16 protein-coding genes are annotated in these 21,555 nt (G+C 66.5%); 1 reads left to right on the top strand and 15 read right to left on the bottom strand.

What is annotated here, in order from left to right; genetic code table 11:
- Positions 1–26: 26 nt before the first annotated feature.
- Positions 27–986, top strand: coding sequence for a DMT family transporter (locus NDR87_RS24375; protein ID WP_251912960.1), 960 nt, complete (start codon positions 27–29; stop codon positions 984–986).
- Positions 987–1,045: 59 nt separating this feature from the next.
- Here the strand turns inward: NDR87_RS24375 and NDR87_RS24370 are convergent, their stop codons facing one another.
- The 15 genes from NDR87_RS24370 to rplL form a co-directional block, all read right to left on the bottom strand.
- Complete coding sequence (locus tag NDR87_RS24370) at positions 1,046–1,495, bottom strand: hypothetical protein (protein ID WP_251912959.1); 450 nt, start codon at positions 1,493–1,495, stop codon at positions 1,046–1,048.
- Positions 1,496–1,657: 162 nt separating this feature from the next.
- Positions 1,658–5,611 carry a DNA-directed RNA polymerase subunit beta' gene (locus tag NDR87_RS24365; protein ID WP_251912958.1) on the bottom strand — a complete coding sequence of 1,318 codons (3,954 nt, stop codon included), beginning with the start codon at positions 5,609–5,611 and terminating at the stop codon, positions 1,658–1,660.
- Between the two features lie 101 nt (positions 5,612–5,712).
- Complete coding sequence (locus NDR87_RS24360) at positions 5,713–9,198, bottom strand: DNA-directed RNA polymerase subunit beta (RefSeq protein ID WP_251912957.1); 3,486 nt, start codon at positions 9,196–9,198, stop codon at positions 5,713–5,715.
- A 415-nt stretch (positions 9,199–9,613) separates the two neighbouring features.
- On the bottom strand, positions 9,614–10,303 hold the full coding sequence (locus NDR87_RS24355) for a hypothetical protein (protein WP_251912956.1): 690 nt from the start codon (positions 10,301–10,303) through the stop codon (positions 9,614–9,616).
- A gap of 12 nt (positions 10,304–10,315) precedes the next feature.
- On the bottom strand, positions 10,316–10,975 hold the full coding sequence (locus NDR87_RS24350) for a hypothetical protein (protein WP_251912955.1): 660 nt from the start codon (positions 10,973–10,975) through the stop codon (positions 10,316–10,318).
- 22 nt (positions 10,976–10,997) lie between these two features.
- Positions 10,998–12,239 (bottom strand): MCE family protein, encoded by a 1,242-nt coding sequence (locus NDR87_RS24345; protein WP_251912953.1) that lies wholly within the window; start codon positions 12,237–12,239, stop codon positions 10,998–11,000.
- Positions 12,236–13,453: an MCE family protein gene (locus NDR87_RS24340; protein WP_251912952.1), complete on the bottom strand. Its 1,218-nt coding sequence runs from the start codon at positions 13,451–13,453 to the stop codon at positions 12,236–12,238. Before NDR87_RS24340 ends, NDR87_RS24345 begins: the two co-directional genes overlap by 4 nt.
- The gene (locus tag NDR87_RS24335; RefSeq protein ID WP_251912950.1) at positions 13,450–14,721 is read right to left on the bottom strand and encodes an MCE family protein; all 1,272 of its coding nucleotides are present in this window, start codon (positions 14,719–14,721) and stop codon (positions 13,450–13,452) included. Before NDR87_RS24335 ends, NDR87_RS24340 begins: the two co-directional genes overlap by 4 nt.
- Positions 14,721–15,731, bottom strand: a complete 1,011-nt coding sequence (locus tag NDR87_RS24330; protein ID WP_251912948.1) for an MCE family protein — start codon at positions 15,729–15,731, stop codon at positions 14,721–14,723. The genes NDR87_RS24335 and NDR87_RS24330 overlap by 1 nt, the downstream gene beginning before the upstream one ends.
- Positions 15,731–16,813 carry an MCE family protein gene (locus tag NDR87_RS24325; protein ID WP_251912947.1) on the bottom strand — a complete coding sequence of 361 codons (1,083 nt, stop codon included), beginning with the start codon at positions 16,811–16,813 and terminating at the stop codon, positions 15,731–15,733. The genes NDR87_RS24330 and NDR87_RS24325 overlap by 1 nt, the downstream gene beginning before the upstream one ends.
- Complete coding sequence (locus NDR87_RS24320; RefSeq protein ID WP_372494182.1) at positions 16,810–18,141, bottom strand: MCE family protein; 1,332 nt, start codon at positions 18,139–18,141, stop codon at positions 16,810–16,812. The genes NDR87_RS24325 and NDR87_RS24320 overlap by 4 nt, the downstream gene beginning before the upstream one ends.
- Positions 18,142–18,158: 17 nt before the next feature.
- Complete coding sequence (locus NDR87_RS24315) at positions 18,159–19,013, bottom strand: ABC transporter permease (RefSeq protein WP_251912945.1); 855 nt, start codon at positions 19,011–19,013, stop codon at positions 18,159–18,161.
- Positions 19,014–19,015: 2 nt separating this feature from the next.
- Entirely contained in the window at positions 19,016–19,810 is a 795-nt protein-coding gene (locus tag NDR87_RS24310) for an ABC transporter permease (RefSeq protein WP_251912944.1), read from the bottom strand.
- Positions 19,811–19,821: 11 nt separating this feature from the next.
- The gene (locus NDR87_RS24305; RefSeq protein WP_251912943.1) at positions 19,822–20,898 is read right to left on the bottom strand and encodes an ABC transporter ATP-binding protein; all 1,077 of its coding nucleotides are present in this window, start codon (positions 20,896–20,898) and stop codon (positions 19,822–19,824) included.
- A 220-nt stretch (positions 20,899–21,118) separates the two neighbouring features.
- Positions 21,119–21,502, bottom strand: coding sequence for a 50S ribosomal protein L7/L12 (gene rplL / locus NDR87_RS24300; RefSeq protein ID WP_251912942.1), 384 nt, complete (start codon positions 21,500–21,502; stop codon positions 21,119–21,121).
- Positions 21,503–21,555: the final 53 nt, after the last annotated feature.

Raw genomic sequence — 21,555 nt, 5'->3', positions numbered from 1 at the left:
CATCGCACTCCCTAGCGTAATGAGTCATGGCGACGATGACACATGACACCTCGGCATCGAGCCGGTTGCGCACCGGTTTGCTCTTCGCACTGCTGTCGGCATCGTCCTTCGGCCTGTCCGGGGCGCTCGCACACGGACTGATGGACGCGGGGTGGAGCGCGGCGGCGGTCGTCGCGGTGCGGGTGCTGGTGGGCGCCGCCGCGCTGCTCCCGCTCGCGCTGCGACAACTCCGCGGTCATTGGAATCTGTTGCGCCGCAACGCCGGTTTGATCACCGCCTACGGCCTGACCGCCGTGGCGGGCACCCAGCTGGCCTACTTCAACGCGGTCGCCCACATGCAGGTCGGCGCGGCCCTGCTGATCGAATACACCGCCCCCATCGCGGTCATTGCCTGGCTCTGGCTGACCCGAGGCCAACGCCCCAGCCGCGCAACGATTTTCGGCGGACTGCTGGGCATCGCGGGCCTGTTCCTGGTCCTGAACCTACGCTCGGGCATCGGCGCCAACTGGATCGGCATCGTCTGGGCCCTGGCCGCAATGCTCGGCGCCGCAACCTATTTCGTCCTCTCCGCCCGCGGCGGCGACGGCCTCCCCGGAACCGTGCTGGCCACCGGCGCCCTCCTGATCGGCGGCCTCACCCTCCTCCTGGCGGGCACCGTGGGCATCGTCCCCCTGCGCGCGACCACCACCCCGGTCCCCTACGCCCACTTCACCACTCCCCTGTGGCTCCCTCTCCTGACCCTCGGCATCGTCACCGCCGCCCTCTCCTACGCCTCCGGCATAGCCGCCACCCGCCGCCTCGGCTCCCGCCTGGCCTCCTTCATAGCCCTCACCGAGGTCCTCGCCGCCATCGGCTTCGCCTGGCTCCTCCTCGCCGAGGCCCCCACCCCCATCCAATTCCTCGGCGGCACACTGATTCTCGCCGGGCTGGTGATCGTCCGAGCGGGCGAACCGGAGACCGTCGAGACCGAGCCCGGTCGATCGTGACATCGCAGGCCGTTGGCCCCGGCCGCAGGCGAACCGGGGCCAACGGAGCTGTCGAACGCTCAGCGGAGCCGGTCGAGCACTTCTTGGAGCATCTTGGTCGTCGCCGTATGACGAGTGTCGCCTATCCGTTCCAACTCAGCGATTCTGTCCATCGTCGCCCTATGGCGAGCATCTCCGATTCGCTCGAACTCGTCGAACTTGGCCAGTAATGCCGCGTGGCGCTCGTCCCCTACCTGTTTGAGCTCATCGAGCTTATGCGAGTGCTCGTCGAGCTTGCGCGAGTGCTCATCGAGTTTCTGCGTGTGCTCATCGAGCTTGCGCGAGTGCTCATCGAGTTTCTGCGTGTGCCCGTCGAGCTTGCGCGAGTGCTCATCGAGTTTCTGCGTGTGCCCGTCGAGGATGTGGCGGTGGTCGGCCAGCGTGGCCTTGATATCGGCCAGGTCCACCGCGGTCGTCTGGGCGAATGTCTCCAACCCGCGCAGACGGTTCTTCATCGTCGCGTCGTTCATCGGTCGATCCCCCTTCTTCGTCGATGCCGGGCAACGGCCCGGCTCGTTGCACCCTAGTCGGGGGTACCGACAACCCGCCAGGAGCCGACACTCCGCCGAACACACCTCGGCCCCCGCTCCCAAACTCGGAGCGGGGGCCGAAAGCGTTTGCCTACCTACCGATTACCGGTAATCGCTGAAGCCGTAATCGTCCAGCGGGACCGCGGCACCGGTGGTGGTGCCGAAGCCGTCCGGGGTGTAGTAGGTGTCGTCGTAGGACGGGACGGCGTAGGCCGCGGCGCGGGCCTCCTCGGTGGGCTGAACCTGGATGTTGCGGTAGCGGTTGATGCCGGTACCGGCCGGGATCAGCTTGCCGATGATGACGTTTTCCTTCAGGCCGATCAGCTTGTCGGAGCGGCAGTTGATGGCCGCGTCGGTCAAGACACGAGTCGTTTCCTGGAAGGACGCCGCCGACAGCCACGAGTCGGTGGCCAGCGAGGCCTTGGTGATACCCATCAGGACCGGGCGACCCGAGGCCGGCTCGCCGCCCTCGGCTACCACGCGACGGTTCGAGGCCTCGAACTCGGCGCGCTCGACCAGCGAACCGGGCAGGAACTCCGTCGCACCCGAGTCGATGATCGTGACACGCCGCAGCATCTGGCGGACGATGACCTCGATGTGCTTGTCGTGGATGGACACACCCTGCGACCGGTAGACCTCCTGGACCTCGTGGACCAGGTGGACCTGCACCTGACGCGGACCCATCACGCGCAGCACCTCGTGCGGATCGGCCGAACCCTCCAGCAGCTGCTGGCCGACCTCGACGTGGTCGCCGTCGGCGAGCAGGCGCTCGGAGCCGTCCTCGTGCTTGAACACCCGCAGGCGCTGACGCTTCGACAGCTTGTCGTAGAGCACCTCTTCCGAACCGTCGTCCGGAATGATGGTGATCTTGTAGAAGCGGTCGTCGTCCTCCAGCCGCACGCGACCCGAGACCTCCGCGATGGGGGCCTTGCCCTTGGGCACACGAGCCTCGAACAGCTCCTGCACGCGGGGCAGACCACCGGTGATGTCGTCACCGGCGACACCACCCTGGTGGAAGGTACGCATGGTCAGCTGGGTACCGGGCTCACCGATGGACTGGGCGGCGACGATACCGACGGCCTCGCCCACGTCGACCAGTTTGCCGGTCGCCATCGAGCGGCCGTAGCACATGGCACACACACCGGTGGCCGAGGTGCAGGTCAGCACCGAGCGGACCTTGACCTCGGTGACACCCGCCTCGAGCAGCGCGTCGATGGCCGGGTCGCCGATGTCGTGACCCTTCTCCACCACCACGTTGCCGCCCGCGTCGACGATGTCGACCGCCGCGGTGCGGGCGTAGGTGCTGGTCTCGACGTGCGGGTCGCGGATGAGCGAGCCGTCGGGCTGGCGCTCGGCGATGTGCACCACGATGCCGCGCTCGGTGCCACAGTCGGTCTCGCGCACGATGACGTCCTGCGACACGTCCACCAGACGACGGGTCAGGTAACCCGAGTCGGCGGTGCGAAGCGCGGTGTCGGCCAGACCCTTTCGCGCACCGTGGGTGTTGATGAAGTACTCCAGCACCGTCAGGCCCTCGCGGAACGAGGACTTGATCGGCCGCGGGATGAACTCACCCTTCGGGTTGGTCACCAGACCCTTCATGCCCGCGAGGGTACGAGTCTGGGTGAAGTTACCCGTGGCGCCCGAATCGACGATCGTGATGATCGGGTTGTCGGCCGGGTAGTGCGCGCGCAGCGCCTTACCGACCTCTTCGGTGGCCTCCTGCCAGATCTTGACCAGGGCGTTGTTGCGCTCCTGGTGATCGAGCGCACCGCGCTGGTACTTCTTCTCGATCTGATCCGACTGCGCCTCGTAGCGCTCCATGATCTCGGTCTTCTCCGGCGGAACCAGAACGTCCGACATGGAGACGGTGACACCGGACCGGGTGGCCCAGTAGAAACCGGCGTCCTTGAGCTTGTCGACGGTCTGCGCGACCACGATCATCGGGTAGCGCTCGGCCAGATCGTTGATGATCGCGGCCTGACGCTTCTTCGGCATCTGCTCGTCGATGAACGCGTAGTCCGCCGGGAGCAGCTCGTTGAAGATGACCCGGCCCAGCGTGGTGATCGTGGTCCAGGCATCGCCGCGGGTCCAGCCCTCCGGGAACAGCTCGGCCTCGACGTGCTTCGGCGGTCGCTGATCGGTCAGGCGCACCTTGATCCGCGAACGCACGGTGAGCTCACCGCGGTCGACGGCCATCTGGGCCTCGGCCGGCGAGGAGTACACGCCGAACTCCGGGGAGTCCTTGGTGGCCGGACGGTACTCGCCCTTGGCGCCCTCTTCCAGGCGGGTCAGGTAGTACAGGCCGGTCACCATGTCCAGACGGGGCATTGCCAGCGGGCGGCCGGACGCCGGGGACAGGATGTTGTTCGACGACAGCATCAGGATGCGGGCCTCGGCCTGTGCCTCCGCCGACAGCGGCAGGTGCACGGCCATCTGGTCACCGTCGAAGTCGGCGTTGAAGGCCTCACAGACCAGCGGGTGCAGCTGGATCGCCTTGCCCTCGACCAGCAGCGGCTCGAAGGCCTGGATGCCCAGCCGGTGCAGGGTGGGCGCGCGGTTCAGCAGCACGGGGTGCTCGGCGATGACCTCTTCGAGGACGTCCCACACCTGCGGCCGCTGCCGCTCGACCATCCGCTTGGCGGACTTGATGTTCTGCGCGTGGTTCAGGTCGACCAGCCGCTTCATGACGAACGGCTTGAACAGCTCGAGCGCCATCAGCTTCGGCAGACCGCACTGGTGCAGCTTCAGCTGCGGACCGACGACGATGACCGAACGGCCCGAGTAGTCGACGCGCTTACCGAGCAGGTTCTGACGGAAGCGACCCTGCTTGCCCTTGAGCAGATCCGACAGCGACTTCAGCGGACGGTTGCCCGGACCGGTGACCGGACGGCCGCGCCGGCCGTTGTCGAACAGGGCGTCCACCGACTCCTGCAGCATCCGCTTCTCGTTGTTGACGATGATCTCGGGCGCGCCCAGATCGATCAGTCGCTTGAGGCGGTTGTTGCGGTTGATGACGCGGCGGTACAGGTCGTTGAGGTCGGAGGTCGCGAAGCGGCCACCGTCCAGCTGCACCATCGGCCGCAGCTCCGGCGGGATCACCGGCACGGCGTCGAGCACCATGCCCATCGGCGAGTTGCCGTTGGACTGGAACGCGGCGACGACCTTCAGGCGCTTGAGGGCACGAAGCTTCTTCTGCCCCTTGCCCGTCCGGATCACCTCGCGCAGGTTCTCCGCCTCGGCCTCGATGTCGAAGTTCTCCATGAGCTTCTGGATCGCCTCGGCACCCATGGCACCGGTGAAGTACTCGCCGTAGCGGTCCTGCAGCTCGCGGTAGAGGACCTCGTCCACGATCAGCTGCTTGGGGGCCAGCTTGGTGAAGGTGTTCCAGATCTCGTCGAGCCGGTCCAGCTCGCGCTGGGCGCGGTCGCGGAGCTGGCGCATCTCGCGCTCGCCGCCGTCCTTGACCTTGCGGCGGACGTCGGACTTGGCGCCCTCGGCCTCCAGCTCGGCCAGGTCGGCCTCGAGCTTCTGGGCGCGGGCCTCGAGGTCGGCGTCGCGCTGATCGGCGACCGCCTTCTTCTCGACCTCCATCTCCGCCTCGAGCGTGGACAGCTCGTTGTGGCGCAGCTCGTCGTCCACGGTGGTGATGACGTAGGCGGCGAAGTAGATGATCTTCTCGAGATCCTTCGGCGCCAGGTCGAGCAGATAGCCCAGGCGCGACGGAACGCCCTTGAAGTACCAGATGTGGGTGACCGGCGCGGCCAGCTCGATGTGGCCCATCCGCTCACGGCGCACCTTGGCACGGGTCACCTCGACGCCGCAGCGCTCGCAGATGATGCCCTTGAAGCGCACGCGCTTGTACTTGCCGCAGTAGCACTCCCAGTCCCGGGTGGGACCGAAGATCTTCTCGCAGAACAAGCCGTCCTTCTCCGGCTTGAGCGTGCGGTAATTGATGGTCTCCGGCTTCTTGACCTCTCCGTAGGACCAGTTACGGATGTCTTCGGCGGTGGCCAGGCCGATCCGGAGTTCATCGAAGAAGTTGACGTCTAGCACGTAACTTCCTTTCCCCTGTTCGGGTTGAGTTTTGAGCAAAATTCGCTAGTGGGGGTTGCCCGGGCCACTGAGGAGAACTCGGTGGCCCGGACCGAATCGGCTCACTGCGCCAGGTCGTCGACCGTCGCAGCCTCGTTGCGGGACAGGTTGATTCCCAGGTTCGCCGCGGCGCGCTCGAGATCCTCGTCCTCACCCTCGCGTAGTTCGATCGCGGCGCCGTCGGACGACAGCACCTCGACGTTCAGGCACAGGGACTGGAGTTCCTTGAGCAGAACCTTGAACGACTCCGGAATGCCCGGCTCGGGGATGTTCTCGCCCTTGACGATCGCCTCGTACACCTTGACGCGGCCCACCACGTCGTCGGACTTGATGGTGAGCAGTTCCTGCAGGGTGTAGGCGGCGCCGTAGGCCTGCATGGCCCAACATTCCATCTCACCGAAGCGCTGACCACCGAACTGCGCCTTACCACCGAGCGGCTGCTGGGTGATCATCGAGTACGGGCCGGTCGAGCGCGCGTGGATCTTGTCGTCGACCAGGTGGTGCAGCTTCAGGATGTACATGTAGCCGACCGCCACCGGGTACGGGAACGGCTCGCCGGAGCGGCCGTCGAACAGCACCGCCTTGCCGTCGGCGTTGACCATGGTCTCGCCGTCGCGGTTCGGGAGCGTCGAGCCGAGCAGACCCGTCAGCTCCTCCTCCTGCGCACCGTCGAACACCGGGGTCGCGATGTTGGTGTCGGCGGGCTGGCCGATCATCTCCTCGGGCAGGTTCTTCGCCCACTCCGGAGATCCCTCGACCTGCCAGCCGCTCTTGGCGATCCACCCCAGGTGGGTCTCCAGGATCTGGCCGATGTTCATACGACGCGGCACACCGTGGGTGTTGAGGATGATGTCGACCGGGGTGCCGTCGGGCAGGAACGGCATGTCCTCCTTCGGGAGGATCTTGCCGATGACGCCCTTGTTGCCGTGGCGACCGGCGAGCTTGTCACCGTCCTGGATCTTGCGCTTCTGCGCCACATACACCCGGACCAGCTCGTTCACACCCGGCGGCAGATCGTCGTCGTCCTCGCGGGAGAACACCCGGATGCCGATGACCTTGCCCGACTCACCGTGGGGCACCTTCAGCGAGGTGTCGCGCACCTCGCGCGCCTTCTCACCGAAGATCGCGCGCAGCAGCCGCTCCTCCGGGGTCAGCTCGGTCTCACCCTTCGGGGTCACCTTACCGACCAGGATGTCACCGTCGCGGACCTCGGCACCGATGCGCACGATGCCGCGCTCGTCCAGATCGGCCAGCACCTCGTCGGAGACGTTGGGGATGTCGCGGGTGATCTCCTCGGCACCGAGCTTGGTGTCGCGGGCGTCGATCTCGTGCTCCTCGATGTGGATCGAGGTCAGCACGTCCTCCTCCACGAGGCGCTGCGACAGGATGATCGCGTCCTCGTAGTTGTGGCCCTCCCACGGCATGACCGCCACGAGCAGGTTCTTACCGAGCGCCATCTCACCGTTCTCGGTGCACGGCCCGTCGGCCAGAACCTGGCCCTTCTCCACCCGCTGACCCTCGTCCACGATCGGACGCTGGTTGGCACAGGTGCCCTGGTTGGAGCGAGCGAACTTGCGCATCCGATACGAGCGGCGGGTGCCGTCGTCGTGCATGACGGTGATGTAGTCGGCCGAAACCTCTTCCACCACACCGGGCTTCTCGTTGACGACCACGTCACCGGCGTCGACCGCGGCACGCAGCTCCATGCCGGTGCCGACCAGCGGCGCCTCGGAACGGATCAGCGGCACGGCCTGACGCTGCATGTTCGCACCCATGAGGGCACGGTTGGCGTCGTCGTGCTCGAGGAACGGAATCATGGCGGTCGCCACCGACACCATCTGGCGCGGCGAGACGTCCATGTAGTCCACGGCCGTCGCGGGGACGAGCTCGTTCTCCTCGTTGCCGCGGCGGGCGAGGACGCGGTCCTCGATGAAGAAGCCGTCCGCGTCGACCGGCGAGTTCGCCTGGGCGCGGATGTGGCGGTCCTCCTCGTCGGCGGTCAGGTACACGACCTCGTCGGTGACCCGGCCCTCGACGACCTTGCGGTACGGCGTCTCGATGAAGCCGAACGGGTTGACCCGCGCGTATACCGACAGCGAGCCGATCAGGCCGATGTTCGGGCCTTCCGGGGTCTCGATCGGGCACATGCGGCCGTAGTGCGAGGGGTGCACGTCGCGGACTTCCAGACCGGCGCGCTCACGAGACAGACCACCCGGGCCCAGCGCCGAGAGGCGGCGCTTGTGGGTCAGACCCGACAGCGGGTTGTTCTGGTCCATGAACTGCGACAGCTGCGAGGTGCCGAAGAACTCCTTGATCGCCGCCACGACGGGACGGATGTTGATCAGGGTCTGCGGCGTGATCGCCTCGACGTCCTGGGTGGTCATGCGCTCGCGAACGACGCGCTCCATGCGCGACAGGCCGACCCGGATCTGGTTCTGGATCAGCTCGCCGACGGTGCGCAGGCGACGGTTGCCGAAGTGGTCGATGTCGTCGACCTCGACCGGCACCTCCACGCCGCCCGGGGCGGTCATGAGCTTGTCGCCCTGGTGCAGGCGGACCAGGTACTCGATGGTGGTGACGATGTCGTCGCGGGTCAGCACCGAGCCGACGATCGGCTCACCCGGGTGCAGGCCCAGCTTCTTGTTGACCTTGTAGCGACCGACGCGCGCGAGGTCGTAGCGCTTCTCCTTGAAGAACAGGTTCTCCAGCAGGGTCTGCGCGGACTCCTTGGTCGGCGGCTCGCCCGGACGCAGCTTGCGGTAGATGTCCAGCAGCGCCTCGTCCTGACCGGCGGTGTTGTCCTTCTCCAGCGTCGACATCATGATCTCGGAGAAGCCGAACCGGTCGACGATCTCCTCGGTGGTCATGCCGAGCGCCTTGAGCAGCACGGTGACCGGCTGGCGGCGCTTGCGATCGATGCGCACGCCGACGGTGTCGCGCTTGTCGACGTCGAACTCCAGCCACGCGCCACGGGACGGGATCACGCGCACGCTGTGCAGCGTCTTCTCGGTGCCCTTGTCGATGGTCTCGTCGAAGTAGACGCCCGGCGAGCGGACCAGCTGCGAGACGACGACGCGCTCGGTGCCGTTGATGATGAACGTGCCCTTGTCGGTCATCATCGGGAAGTCACCCATGAAGACCGTCTGGGACTTGATCTCACCGGTGTTGTTGTTGATGAACTCCGCGGTGACGAACAACGGCGCCGCGTAGGTCATGTCCTTGTCCTTGCACTCCTCGATGGAGGCCTTGACCTCTTCGAAGCGCGGATCGGAGAAGGACAGGGACATCGATCCCGAGAAGTCCTCGATCGGCGAGAGCTCCTCGAGCACCTCCTCGAGGCCGCCGACCGGATTGACGTCGCCACGGGCGATCGCCTTCTCCCGCCACTCCGGCGAACCGATCAGCCAGGCGAACGAGTCGGTCTGTAGATCGAGAAGACCCGGAACCTCGAGAGGCTCACGGATCTTCGCGAAAGACACCCGCTTCGGGGCTCCGGGGATACCGGCCTTGGTCTGGGTGGAGACTGCCAAGATGCGTCCTTCCAGCACCTCACGCGCGTCGCGTGGTGGTCCGCGACCGTCGCTTGTCTTTGCTACGAGTTCCGCTGGTCACACCCCGCACGAAACCCGAACAGCAAAAAACGGAAGTAACACCTCGGCGGTGGAACTTTCGTAGTGCGATCAAGGTATGGACAGGAGGCAGCCAGCGCAACGTCCAAACCTACACCCCTAGACGTGGGGTGTCAAAGTACCACCCGAGTCGAGTTTCAAACGGTTGGCGCGCCGAGCCCGTTTCCGCTGGCTGCGTTCGGACTCGCCGGCTGCGTCTCAACCGGGGCACTCGACCCTGTGACAGCTGCCGCTGTTGTGAATAGCGTGACGGGTCGGACGAGACTCGTCAAGTGGCGGGGCCGCCCACGGCGCCCCGAGATCGCCTGTGGCGCTGGCAATTCTCCCGCTGACCTCAGCGATCGGGGAGATCACTGGCCAGCCAGCGATCGCCGACCTTCTCCAATCGGACCAAGATCGGGCCCGTCGCGCTCTGCTGCACGGCACCATCCTTGGTCAGTCCGACGGTCATGTTCGCGACCACCTCGGCGTGGTCATGAGTGAGCAAAGTCACACCGATGGGGTCGGTCCGGATGTCGGCCTTGGTGCCGGTCTGCTGGACCGCCTGGACGACCGTGTCGAGATATTTGTCCGAATCGGCGAGGGCCTTGCCGGTCAGGACGCGCTTGGCCGCGTCCTTGTAACCCGCGAGATTCTTGGCGTCGGTGCCGTACACGGTGCTCAGCACCTGTGCGGCCGCCGCCTTGACCCGCTCGGTTTCGGAATTGTCGAGAAACGCCCGATTCGAATCGTCCACCCCGGGACGGAAGGCGGCGGTGACCGCGAACGCGGCCAGCAGCAGCGCGGCCACCGTGAGCAGGCTCGCCGGTCGCCACTGCGCGGATCCGCCGCCCGGGCGGAGCCGGGGCAGCCGCCGCCGAGTCCGGGTCTCGGCGTGCTCGGTGGCGCGAGCCGCGGCCCGCTGCTTGTCGGTGGTGTTCGGACGTCCGGCGACCCGCCGGGTGGTGGTCTTCGTGGCGGGTGCGGTCCCGGCCGCGGGACGGCGACGGGAGGAGACCCGATTGATCGGTCGGCGCGATTCCATCTCGGTGCCCTCCTACGATCCCGGCTTCGGCGCGGGTCCGGGGGTCGGGGACGGCGCGGGCGTCCCCGGGGCCGCGGGTGCCATGGAGTCCAGCGGCACCGGCTCGGCGACGGTCTGCACCTGCTCGGCCTTCCAGGTGTCACCGGACTTGACCATGTCGATCGCCCAGGTGAAACGCAGCCGGTCCGACGGCTTTCCGGGCCCGGACGAGTCGACCTCGAGCACGACCAGCGTCGCGGCGTGGTCGCGCTCGCTGTTCAGCTCGGTGACGGCGGCGCTGAGGACCTTGGCCTCGGAGTTGACCCCGCCCGCGACCGCGCGCTGTTTCATCTGGTCCTTGTTCTTGTTCGCGGTGTCGAGCAGATCGCCGGTCATCGACGAGCGGGCCGTGGCCAGCGAGCCGTCCACATCGTCGAGCTTCATCGTGGTGATGTTGATGGCGGCCTGCCGGGCCCCGTCCAGGGCGGCGTCGCGAGCGGCCGCGCGCGGGCCGTCGGTGAAGAAGGCCGCGCGCACCCAGCCGACGCCGAACCACAGCGCGGCCGCCAGCGCGACGATCGCGGCGACGGCCGCCACCATCGTCAGCGCGGTGCGCATCCGGGACGCCGAGCGCTCGGCGGGCGGCGTCGGCTCGGACGTCGGCGGCGTTGCGGTGGCGGTCTCGGAATTCACAGCGCCACCCTAGCGTCGTCACTCACCGTTTCGGGGTCACCCCCATGAGGGTCGCCAGCTGCACGGCCACCGGAGAAAGGTCCAGCCGGTCCGGGTCGGTTTTGGGCTTGTCGTCCCACGGCTGGTGGATGCTCGGATCGGCCAGTTCGGCCCGCGCGCCGCCGCGGACTGCGGTCGGATTGCCGAAGGGCACGGTGCACTGCGCGTCCAGGTTGAGCGGGAAATCGTCGCGCGTGTCGTCGAAGTCCGGGTTCTGCGCCTTCATCTCGGCGAGGAGGCGCTTGGTGCCCTCGTAGCCCTGCGTGCACGCGGGCGGGTTGTTGGTCTCGAGCACCAGGCCGAAGTGGGTGGTGCCATCGCCCGGCGCGGTGGCCGAGCCGCCCCACGACAGAATCGGCAGCATCTGCAGCAGCGGCTTCAGCGCGTAGTACTCCGGCGAGATGGACAGGGTCAGCAGCCGCAGATTCGCCAGATCCCGGGTCAGCGGATCGGCGCTCTGCCGCAGCAGCGCGTCGATCGAATTGCCCGCGTCGGTGCCGGTGCCGATCAGCCGCCGCAGGTCGGGATCATTGGCCTTCAGTTGCAGGCTGAGCTTGTCCAGGCCATCGCTGAACTGCCGGATCGCGCTGGACTGATCGGCCTGCGTGGCCAGCACGGTCTTGGCGTCGTTGATCAGATCGATGGTCGGTTGCAACGACTCCACCCCGGTTTGGCTGAACTTGTTCAGCGAATCGACCAGGATGCGCAGATTGTCGCCCTGCCCGTCGAAGGCCTTGCCGAGCTCGGTGACCGTCGTCGACAGCGCCCGCAGATCGGTCGTCGTCGCGAAATGGTTGACATCGGCCAGCAGATTCTCGACCCGGATCGGCGTCTGCGCGCCATCGATGACCGAGCCGTCGTGCAGATACGGTCCGCCCGAGGTGCTCGGCTGCAGGTCGACGTACTGCTCGCCGATCGCAGACCGGTTGGCCACCACGGCATGCGCGCTGGCCGGAACCTTGGGCTTACCCGAGTCCAGTTCCAGACGGATCACCACACCCTCGGGCGTGATGTCCATGCCGTCCACCCGGCCGACCGGAACGCCGCGGTAGGTGACCTCGGCGCCCTTGGACAGATTGCCGGTCTCCTTGGCCTTGACCGTGACCTCGTACTGGCCGAAGCCGAGCATGTGATCCACATGAATGTACTTGGCGCCCACGAACACCACGCCGAGCACCGCGATCAGGCCGAACGCGATGAGCTGGTAGCGCACGAGTTTGCTCATCGCGGACCACCCACTCCCAATTGGTCGAGAATCGCCCCGATCGGATTGTTCGGCGCGGGCGGCGGCGGCACCACCGCAGGGGGCAGTGGCAGCAGCGAGATCGTCGGCCAGCCCGGGCGCGGACCGTTGCCGTTGTAGTACGGGTTGGCCGGGTCGACGTTGATCGGCGGATTGGTCTGGACGAACACCGGATTCGGCTGGCCCACACCGAGATTCTTCAGTGTGTCGGCGATCTGCAGATCCACCGACAGGAAGGTGTTCACCTGCCCGCCGATCGCGGCATGGATCGACTCGTCGGGGAACGGATAGGTCGGAATGAGCGGGAACGCGGTCACCAGGTCCGGGGCCGAACGGCCCAGCTCCTGCAGCGTCGGCCGCAGCGCGGTCAGATCCCGGATCAGGTTGTCCTTGGAGCGGTCCAGCACATCCATACCGGCCTGGCCCACCCGATCCAGCTGCTTCAGCAGCTCGATCAGCTGCGGCCGCTGCTCGTCGAGAATCTTGATGCCCGCGGGCAATTCGTCGAGAATCTTGCCGATCTGCTCGGTCTGCTGGCCGACCCGGCTCGACAGCGTGCCCAGGCCGTCCAACGCCCGCTGGATGTCATCGATCTGCTTGTCGAGCCCGCCGATGAGCGTGTTCGCCTGTTCCAGCAGCGAACGCACCTTGTCCTCGCGACCGGACAGCGCCTTGTTCAGTTCCACCACGACCGGCTGCAGTTGCGCCACGCCGCCGCCGTTGAGCAGCAGCGACAACGCGCCCAGAACCTGCTCGACCTCGGTGGCGTGCCGGGTCCGATCAACCGGGATGACCGCGCCGTCGACGAGTCGCTCGGGCGCGGGATCCTGTGCGGGCGGGGACAATTCGATGAACTTCTCGCCGAGCAGATTGGACTGCTTCACCTCGGCGCGCGCGTTGGCGGGCAGTCGCACCGACGAGTTGATCACCGTGTGCACACTCGCGGTCCAGCCGTCGGGCGCGACGTCGATCTTGTCCACCCGCCCCACGGGCACGCCCTCCACCTTCACCGCCGACTGCGGTACCAGGTCGAGCACATCGTCGAAGCGGATGTCGACGTGCAGCGGGTGCTCACCGGTGTTCGCGCCGCCGGGCAGCGGAATGCTGTAGATCCCGTCGGAGGCGCACGAGGTCACCAGCGCGGTCGACAGACCCAGCACGGCTGCGGCGGCCAGGGTTCGCATCGTCCGGCTCATCGCTGACCACCCTCCTGCTGCGAGGGCGGCTGCCGATCCGACGGCGTGCCGGGCACGGTGCCGGGGACGGGGGCGCGCTGCTGGTTGTCGCCGGAGAGGATGCCGAACGGCAGCATCAGCGTCGGTGTCTTCACCCCCGCGGTGATCTGGTCGGTGATCTCCTTGCAGTGATCCAGAATCGGCCGCAGCTGCCGCCCGATGGCGTCGAACTTCGGGTCGCCCGGCCGCAGCTGGCTCAGGTCCAGCATCTTGCACAGCACGCCGAATGGATCCTGCAGATCCGGGAAGTTCGGGCGCATGTCCAGGGTTCCGGTCTCACCGTTGTGCGCGTTGATCAGGTTGCTCAGCGCCACCGGGATCACCGGCAGCACCCGCGCCAGATCGTCCCGCTGATCGGCCAGCGTCTGGGTGAGCCTGGTCAGCGCATCGGCGTTCTCGGCTACCAGATCCCGGTTGTCGTCGATGAACCGCGCGACATCGCCCAGCGCCACCGACAGCAGATTCAACGCCTGGCCGAGATCGTGCCGCTCGCCCGCGAGGAAACCCGCCAAATCGGCCAGCTGCGCGTTGAATTGTCGCACCTGTTCGTCGTTCTCGGCCAGCGTGCGGACGAAGACCTGCAGGTTCTTGATGGTGTCGAAGATGTCGCCGCGGGCGTCGGACAGGTACCGCGCCGCATGCGACAGCTGCGCGAAGCTGTTGGCCAGCGCGTCACCGTTGCCGGCCAGATTCGCCGCCGAGGTGCGCACCAGCTCGTTGACCGCGCCGTCCTTGTTGGCACCGTCGGGCCCCAGCGCCTGCGACAGTTCCGAAATGCTCCGGTAGAGCCGGTCCACCTCCACCGGAGTCGCGGTGCGCTCCTTGGGAATCGTCGCGTTGCGATCCATCTTCGGCCCGCCCCGGTAGACCGGGGTGAGCTGGATGAACCGGTCCGACACCACCGAGGGAGTGATCTGGGCGGCCTTGGCATCGGCCGGGATGTCGTATTCGCGGTCGACGTGCATGGTGACCTTGACCTGGTCACCGATCGGCTCCACCGAATCGACCGAGCCCACCGGCACCCCGAGGATACGCACGTCCGAACCCTCGTAGATGCCGACGGACTTGTCGAAGTAGGCGGTGATCTTGGTGGTGTTGAACTGATCGAACAGCCACCACAGCACGCCCGCGAGCACCACCGCGGCGGCGGTACCCAGGCTGATGAGAATCTTGGTGCCGCGGCTGGATTCGCGCAGCGCGGTCAGCGGATCCCGACGAGCGGCTTCCATCAGTTGCCTCCCAGGTTCCGGACCGGCGGGCGGTCACCGGGGATCTCCGGCAGCGCCGGCGGGGTCAGGTTGACGATGACCGCGTCGAACCAGCGGCCGGTGCCCAGCACGTTGGCGTAGATGTTGTAGAACGGCGCGGCCAGGGTCAGCGTCCTGGAGATGTTCTGCTGGTTGTCGTTGAGCAGATCGATCGACTTCTTCAGGTTGGTGAGCGCCGGGCCGATCTGCTGCTCGTTGTCGTGCACCAGCGCGGTCAGCTCGGCGGCAACCGATTTGGCGCCGGTCAGCAACTGCTGGATGGCCCGCTGGCGAATGTTGAGCTCGGTCAGCAGCTGACCGCCGTTGGCCAGCAGACGCTCGAATTGGGCGTTGCGGTCGGCGAGCACCTTGGTCGTCTTGTTGGTGGCCGCGAACAGCTGTTTCAGCTGCTCGTCGCGCTTGGCCAGCGTCTCCGACAGCCGCGCCACGCCTTCGATCGAGCCCCGAATCTCCGGCGGGGTGCCGGAGAACGCCTCCGACAGCACCCGGAAACTGGTGGCCAGTTGGGCGGTGTCGGTCTGCTCGATCTGCTCGGCGGCATCGCTGAACGCGTCCACCACGTCGTAGGGGGAGACCGTGCGCGACAGCGGGATTCGCGTCTCCGGATTCGCCGCCTTCGTACCTTTGGGATCCAGTGCCAGATACTTCTGCCCGAGCAGGGTCTTGATCTGGATGGACGCGGTGGTCTGATCGCCGATCCAGGCGTCCTTGGTCCGGAAGTCGACGAGCACCCGATCGCCGTCGAGCCGCACGCCGGAGACGTCTCCGACCTTCACCCCGGCGATGCGGACCTCGTTGCCCTTCTTCAGTCCGGCCGCCTCGGCGAACTCCGCGGTGTACTTGGTACCCGCGCCGATGATCGGCAACTTGTCCAGGGAGAACGCCGAGGCCGTGACCAGCAGGACCAGGAACAGGCCCAGTCCGCCCATGAACGCGGGACTGCGCTTGCCCAGCAGCAGACGATCGTCCATCAGCGACCACCCTTCCCGTGGCAACGCGGCGCGGGGTTGGTGTAGATCGGCTGGTTGATCGTCGGCAGCCCGGCGGGCACGTTCAGATCCGGCGTCTTCTGCGGATCGCCCGGCCCGGCGATGATGTCGATGCCGCACAGATAGAACTGGAACCACGAGCCGTAACTGCCCACCCGACCCAGCTTCTCCATCTTCACCGGCAGATTCGCCAGCGCCTGATTCACCTCGTCGCGACGCGAATTCAGTTCGCCGGTCAGCTGATTCAGGCCCGCGATGGAACCCTGCAGCGTCGGACGGACCGGCACCAGCAGATCCGAGGTGGCCGAGGCCAGGCTGCCCAGCGACTGCACCGCGGAGCCGATCGTGCCACGCTCGGCGTTGAGCCCGCTGACCAGCGCCTCGGTATTGACGATCAGGTCGTTGAGCTGGCCGTCGCGCGAATTGACCGCCGCCAGAACGGCATTGAGATTCTTCACGATCTCGCCGATCACCTGATCCTTGTCGGCGATCTTGTTCGTGAGGCTCGCGGTATTGCGCACCAGTTCGGTGATGGTGCCCGCCTCGCCCTGGAAGACCTGGATGATCTCGTAGGACAGCTTGTTCACGTCCTCGGCCGACAGCGTCTGAAACAGTGGCCGGAAGCCGTTGAACAGCGTGGTCAGATTCAGCGCCGGGCGGGTGCGCTCGAGCGGAATCGTGCCGCCGGGATTGAGCTTTCGACCCTGCTCACCGCTGCCCTGTTCGAGCGCGATATAGCGCTGCCCGACCAGATTGCGGTACCGGATGGTGGCGGTGGTCGAGGCGGGCAGCCAGTCGCGGTCGTTCAGTTCGAAGCCGACCTCGGCCTGGTTGCGGTCCACCACGGACACCTTGGTGACCTTGCCGACGCGCACTCCGGCGATGCGGATCTCGTCGCCCGGATTCAGCGCGGTGACATCGGAGAAGCGGGCCTTGAACTGCTTACCGCCGCCGGTGTAGTTGGCGATGGTCAGGCCCAGCACCGCGGTCGCGAACAGCGTCACCGCGACGAAGATCAGCAGTTTGGTCAGCGGCCCGCCCAGGCCGCGCAGCGCTCCGTTCATCGCACGCTCACCTCGCTACCGCGCAGGGCGGGCGCGGCGATCCGGCTGATCCAGCCGGGCACCTCCTCCGGCGAGACGCCGTTGGCGGCGCCCACCACCGCGCCCACGGCCCGCTGTTCGGCCGGGGATCCGGCCAGGGTCGGGACGCCGGATCCGTAGACCGAGAACTGTGCGGGCGGCAGCTGCCCGGCGTTCTGATCGCCGGGCTTGCGGCTCGGAACCGGATAGGAACCGTCGTTGAAGGGGCCGGTCGGGTACTGACCGAGATCGGTGCCCAGCGGCGCCTCGGGCAGGCACACCGGCCCGCGGGTGTCCAGCCAGCGCGGCTCGTCCTGGTTGGGCAGATAGCGGCCGCGCGGATTGACGAACTGGACATTGGTCCGCACGCCCGGCATGCCGGTGCCGGGACCGAAGATCTTGGTGATGCGCGGAGCCAGCTGCGCGAAGTTTCTCATCGTGCAGGCGTAGCTGGGCGAGTAGGTGGCCAGCAGTTCCAGCGCCTCCCGCGAATCGGCCGCGAGATCGATGATGTTGTCGCGGTTGGCGACCAGGAAGTCGGCGGTATGCGACGAAGTCGGGGTCAGCACCGAGTACAAAGTGTCGATCTGTGAACGCTGCTGCACGATCGTGGCATTGGTGGTGCGCAGATTGTCGAAGGTCTCCACCAGCTGCGGCAGCGCGTCGGAGTAGGTGTCGGCCACGGTGGCGAAGCTGCGCAGATCGTCCTGGATCGTGGGCAGTACGCCGTTCAGGTCGCGGAAGATGGTGTCCAGGCGGTCGATGGTGCTGCCCAGCTCGTCGCCCTGGCCGCCGAGCGCCTGCGACAGCGCGCCCAGGGTGGAGGCCAGATACTGCGGCGGAATCGCCTGCAGCAGCGGCAATACGCTGTCGAGCAGCTGGCTGACCTCGACCGCGTTACCGCTGGCGTCCTGCTGCAGCGTCATTCCGGCCCGCAGGGTCTGGCCGTTCGGCTGCTCGGGCCACACCAGTTCGACGTAGCGCTCGCCGAACAGCGTCTTGGGCAGCAGCCGCGCGGTCACATTGGCCGGAATCTCGTCGGCCTGATCCGGATTCAGTGCCAGATGCAGGGTCACCTTGCCGCCAGCGGATTCGCTGGAGCGGACCTGGCCGACATTCACGCCGCGGACCTTCACATCCGCGTTGCGGGTCAACGCGTTTCCGACGCTGTCGGTGATCAGGTCGACCCGGACCACCTTCACCCACACCTTGTTGTAGATGGCGATCGTGGTGTACAGGAACAGCGCCATCACGACGAAGAACAGCACGCCGAGAGTGCGCTTGCGCAATTTCTCGGTGGCCCGCCACATCTGCACCCTGCTCTCGCTCATCCGGCCACCCGAACCGTCGTCGTGGTGCCCCAAATGGCAAGGCTGAGAAAGAAATCGAGAATATTGATCAGAACGATCGAAGCACGCACCGCGCGGCCCACGGCCACGCCGACACCGGCCGGGCCGCCGGTCGCGGTGTATCCGTAATAGCAGTGGATCAAGATGATCACGAATGCGAAGACGAGCACCTTGAGGAACGAATAGAGCACGTCCTCCGGTGGCAGGAACAAACTGAAATAGTGGTCGTAGGAGCCGGTGGACTGCCCGTTGAACCACACGCTGATCTGCCGGGATGCCAGGAATGTGCCCAGCAGGCCGACGATGTAGAGCGGGATCACCGCCACGAAGCCCGCGATGACGCGGGTGGTCACCAGGAACGGCACGCCGGGCACCGCCATCACCTCGAGCGCGTCGATCTCCTCCGAGATCCGCATCGCGCCGAGCTGCGCGGTGAAGCCACAGCCGACCGTCGCCGACAGCGCCAGCGCCGCCACCAGCGGGGCCAGCTCACGGGTGTTGATGTAGCCGGTCAGGAAGCCGGTGAGCACCGAACTTCCCAGCGCGTCCAGGGCCTTGAAACCCTGCAGGCCGACCACCACACCCACCGAGGCCGACATCATCACGACCACGCCGATCGTGCCGCCGATGACCGCGAGCGCGCCGGAGCCGAAGGTCACCTCGGCCAGCAGCCGCATGACCTCCTTGCGGAAGTGCACGATCGTGCGCGGGATCCAGGCGATGGCCTTGGAGTAGAACGACATCTGGTCGCCCGCGCGGTCGATGACGCCGACCGGCGTGCGCAGCACGTTGCCGAGGCGGCGCAGGGCGGGAGAACGCTGTGCGACAACCATGGTCAGGATCCCTTGGCCGGGACGATCTGCAGGTACACCAACGTCAGGATCAGGTTGACGAAGAAGAGCACCAGGAAGGTGATCACCACGGACTGATTCACCGCGTCACCCACTCCTTTCGGGCCGCCCTTCGGATTCAGGCCCTTGTAGGAGGCGATGACGCCCGCGATCAGACCGAAGATCAGCGCCTTGAGCTCGCCGATCCACAGGTCGGGCAGCTGGGCCAGCGCCGAGAACGAGGCCAGATACGCACCCGGGGTGCCGCCCTGCAGCAGCACGTTGAAGAAATAGCCGCCGCAGATGCCGACGACCGACACCAGACCGTTGAGCAGCAGGGCCACCAGCATCATGCCGAGCACGCGCGGCACGACCAGCCGCTGCACGGGATCGATGCCGAGGACCTCCATCGCGTCGATCTCCTCGCGGATGGTGCGCGAGCCCAGATCCGCGGCGACGGCCGAACCCGCGGCCCCCGCGATGATGAGCGCCGTGACGACCGGCGCGGCCTGCTGGACGGTTGCCAGCACGCTGGTCGCGCCGGTGAAAGCCTCGGCGCCCAACTGCTTGATGAGTGAACCGGTCTGCAACGCCACCACGGCGCCGAACGGGATTGCCACCAGTGCCGCGGGAAGTATCGAAACACTCGCAATGAACCACGACTGTTCGACGAACTCACGCCACTGGAAAGGCCGTCGAAATGTCTTGCGCGCGACGTCGAGTAATAGCGCGAAGATATTACCGGCCTGTGCAAAACCCGACTCGACCGGAGTGCGCAGCCGTGCCAGGGTTTGATTCACGATCTTGGATGTTACCCGTTGGTTGTGTTGTGGCGCACGGTGGTGTCATACGCGCCGCCCTGGTATTCCGGGGCATTGCCGGTATAGGCGGGCAGCACTTGTGTATCGCCGTTCTGTTCCATGGATTCACGGATCGCCACCTGCGCCGCATGCGGCAGTGTGTGCATGATCTCGAGGACCCGGCTGCGGCGGCGCTCGACGGCCTGGCGCACCGGCATGCCCGGCGTGGCCTTCATCTGCGGAACGATGCCCTCGATCTCGTCGGTGCCGTTGTCGTAGTGACCGGCGTCGGCGAGCGCCTGCTCGCGCGCCATCTGGGCCTCGTCCTTCTCCTCGGACATGCCGATCGGGCCGATCATGCGGCCGTTGAGGAACTGCTTGACCACCGGCTCCTCCGAGGTGAGCAGCACCTCGCGCGGACCGAACATGACCAGCTGGCGGCGGAACAGCATGCCGATATTGTCGGGCACCGTCCGGGCCAGATTGATGTTGTGGGTGACGATCAGGATCGTGGCGTCGATCTGGGCGTTGATATCGATCAGCAGCTGCGACAGGTAGGTGGTGCGGACCGGGTCCAGACCGGAGTCGGGCTCGTCGACGAGGATGATCTGCGGATCGAGCACCAGCGCGCGGGCCAGCCCGGCACGCTTGCGCATACCGCCGGAGATCTCGCCCGGCAGCTTGTTCTCCGCGCCCAGCAGACCGGTGAGCTCGAGCTTCTCCATGACGATCTTCTTGATGTCGGATTCGCTCTTCTTGGTGTGCTCGCGCAGCGGGAAGGCCACGTTGTCGAACAGATTCATCGAGCCGAACAGCGCGCCGTCCTGGAACAGCACGCCGAACAACTTGCGGATCTCGTAGAGCTCCTTGTTGGAGCAGGTGGTGATGTCGCGGCCGTCGATGTAGATGTGGCCACGCTCGGGGCGCAACAGGCCGATCAGCGACTTGAGGAAGACGGACTTACCGGTACCGGACGGGCCGAGCAGCGCGCTGACTTCCCCCGGGGGCAGGGTCAGAGTGACATCCTGCCAAATTCGCTGGGAACCGAAAGACTTGGTGACACCCTCGGTCCTGACCTCGACGCCCACGCCTACCTCCAACAATTTCTTCGACGAGCGCCCAACCGCCCGCACCACAGGGCAAATTCCAGCGCCGGTGTGGCGCATCACACTGGGTCCGGCAACTGTATCGCATGCCGCTGGCACGGCACACCCTACCTGACTCGTGAGTAGAAAGTTTGTTCAAGGAACAACAAAAAGGGCGGCCCCTTTACGGAGCCGCCCTTTTCGAGCAGTGCATTACTGCAAATTACTTGACGGAGACCTTCGCGCCGGCCTCTTCCAGCTTCGCCTTGGCAGCCTCGGCGGCCTCCTTGGCGACCTTCTCCAGGATCGGCTTCGGAGCACCCTCGACGAGGTCCTTGGCCTCCTTCAGGCCCAGGCCGGAGACGATCTCGCGGACCACCTTGATGACCTGGATCTTCTTGTCGCCGGCACCCTCGAGGATGACGTCGAACTCGTCCTGCTCCTCGGCGGCCTCGGCCGGGGCGGCACCCGGGCCGGCAACGGCGGCGACGGCGACCGGCGCGGCGGCGGTGACCTCGAACTTCTCCTCGAACTTCTTGACGAAGTCCGACAGCTCGAGCAGGGTCATTCCACCGATGGTCTCGAGCAGCTCGTCAACGTTGGCCATTGTGTTTCCTTTCGATATGAGGCTTCATCCCGCGGGGACGGGAAAAGTGTTGG

This window comes from Nocardia sp. CDC159 (assembly GCF_023740735.1).
Classification (GTDB): domain Bacteria; phylum Actinomycetota; class Actinomycetes; order Mycobacteriales; family Mycobacteriaceae; genus Nocardia; species Nocardia pulmonis.
The sequence above is the reverse complement of the archived record's forward strand: the minus strand, read 5'-3'. Positions and strand labels throughout refer to the sequence as shown.

Excerpts from the sequence above, each read along its gene's own strand:
- NDR87_RS24335 (WP_251912950.1), bottom strand. The coding sequence starts at position 14,721 with ATGGAAGCCGCTCGTCGGGATCCGCTGACCGCGCTGCGCGAATCCAGC.
- NDR87_RS24375 (WP_251912960.1), top strand. The coding sequence starts at position 27 with ATGGCGACGATGACACATGACACCTCGGCATCGAGCCGGTTGCGCACC.
- NDR87_RS24315 (WP_251912945.1), bottom strand. The coding sequence starts at position 19,013 with ATGGTTGTCGCACAGCGTTCTCCCGCCCTGCGCCGCCTCGGCAACGTG.
- NDR87_RS24320 (WP_372494182.1), bottom strand. The coding sequence starts at position 18,141 with ATGTGGCGGGCCACCGAGAAATTGCGCAAGCGCACTCTCGGCGTGCTG.
- NDR87_RS24325 (WP_251912947.1), bottom strand. The coding sequence starts at position 16,813 with ATGAACGGAGCGCTGCGCGGCCTGGGCGGGCCGCTGACCAAACTGCTG.
- rplL (WP_251912942.1), bottom strand. The coding sequence starts at position 21,502 with ATGGCCAACGTTGACGAGCTGCTCGAGACCATCGGTGGAATGACCCTG.
- NDR87_RS24370 (WP_251912959.1), bottom strand. The coding sequence starts at position 1,495 with ATGAACGACGCGACGATGAAGAACCGTCTGCGCGGGTTGGAGACATTC.
- NDR87_RS24345 (WP_251912953.1), bottom strand. The coding sequence starts at position 12,239 with ATGAGCAAACTCGTGCGCTACCAGCTCATCGCGTTCGGCCTGATCGCG.
- NDR87_RS24340 (WP_251912952.1), bottom strand. The coding sequence starts at position 13,453 with ATGAGCCGGACGATGCGAACCCTGGCCGCCGCAGCCGTGCTGGGTCTG.
- NDR87_RS24330 (WP_251912948.1), bottom strand. The coding sequence starts at position 15,731 with ATGGACGATCGTCTGCTGCTGGGCAAGCGCAGTCCCGCGTTCATGGGC.
- NDR87_RS24355 (WP_251912956.1), bottom strand. The coding sequence starts at position 10,303 with ATGGAATCGCGCCGACCGATCAATCGGGTCTCCTCCCGTCGCCGTCCC.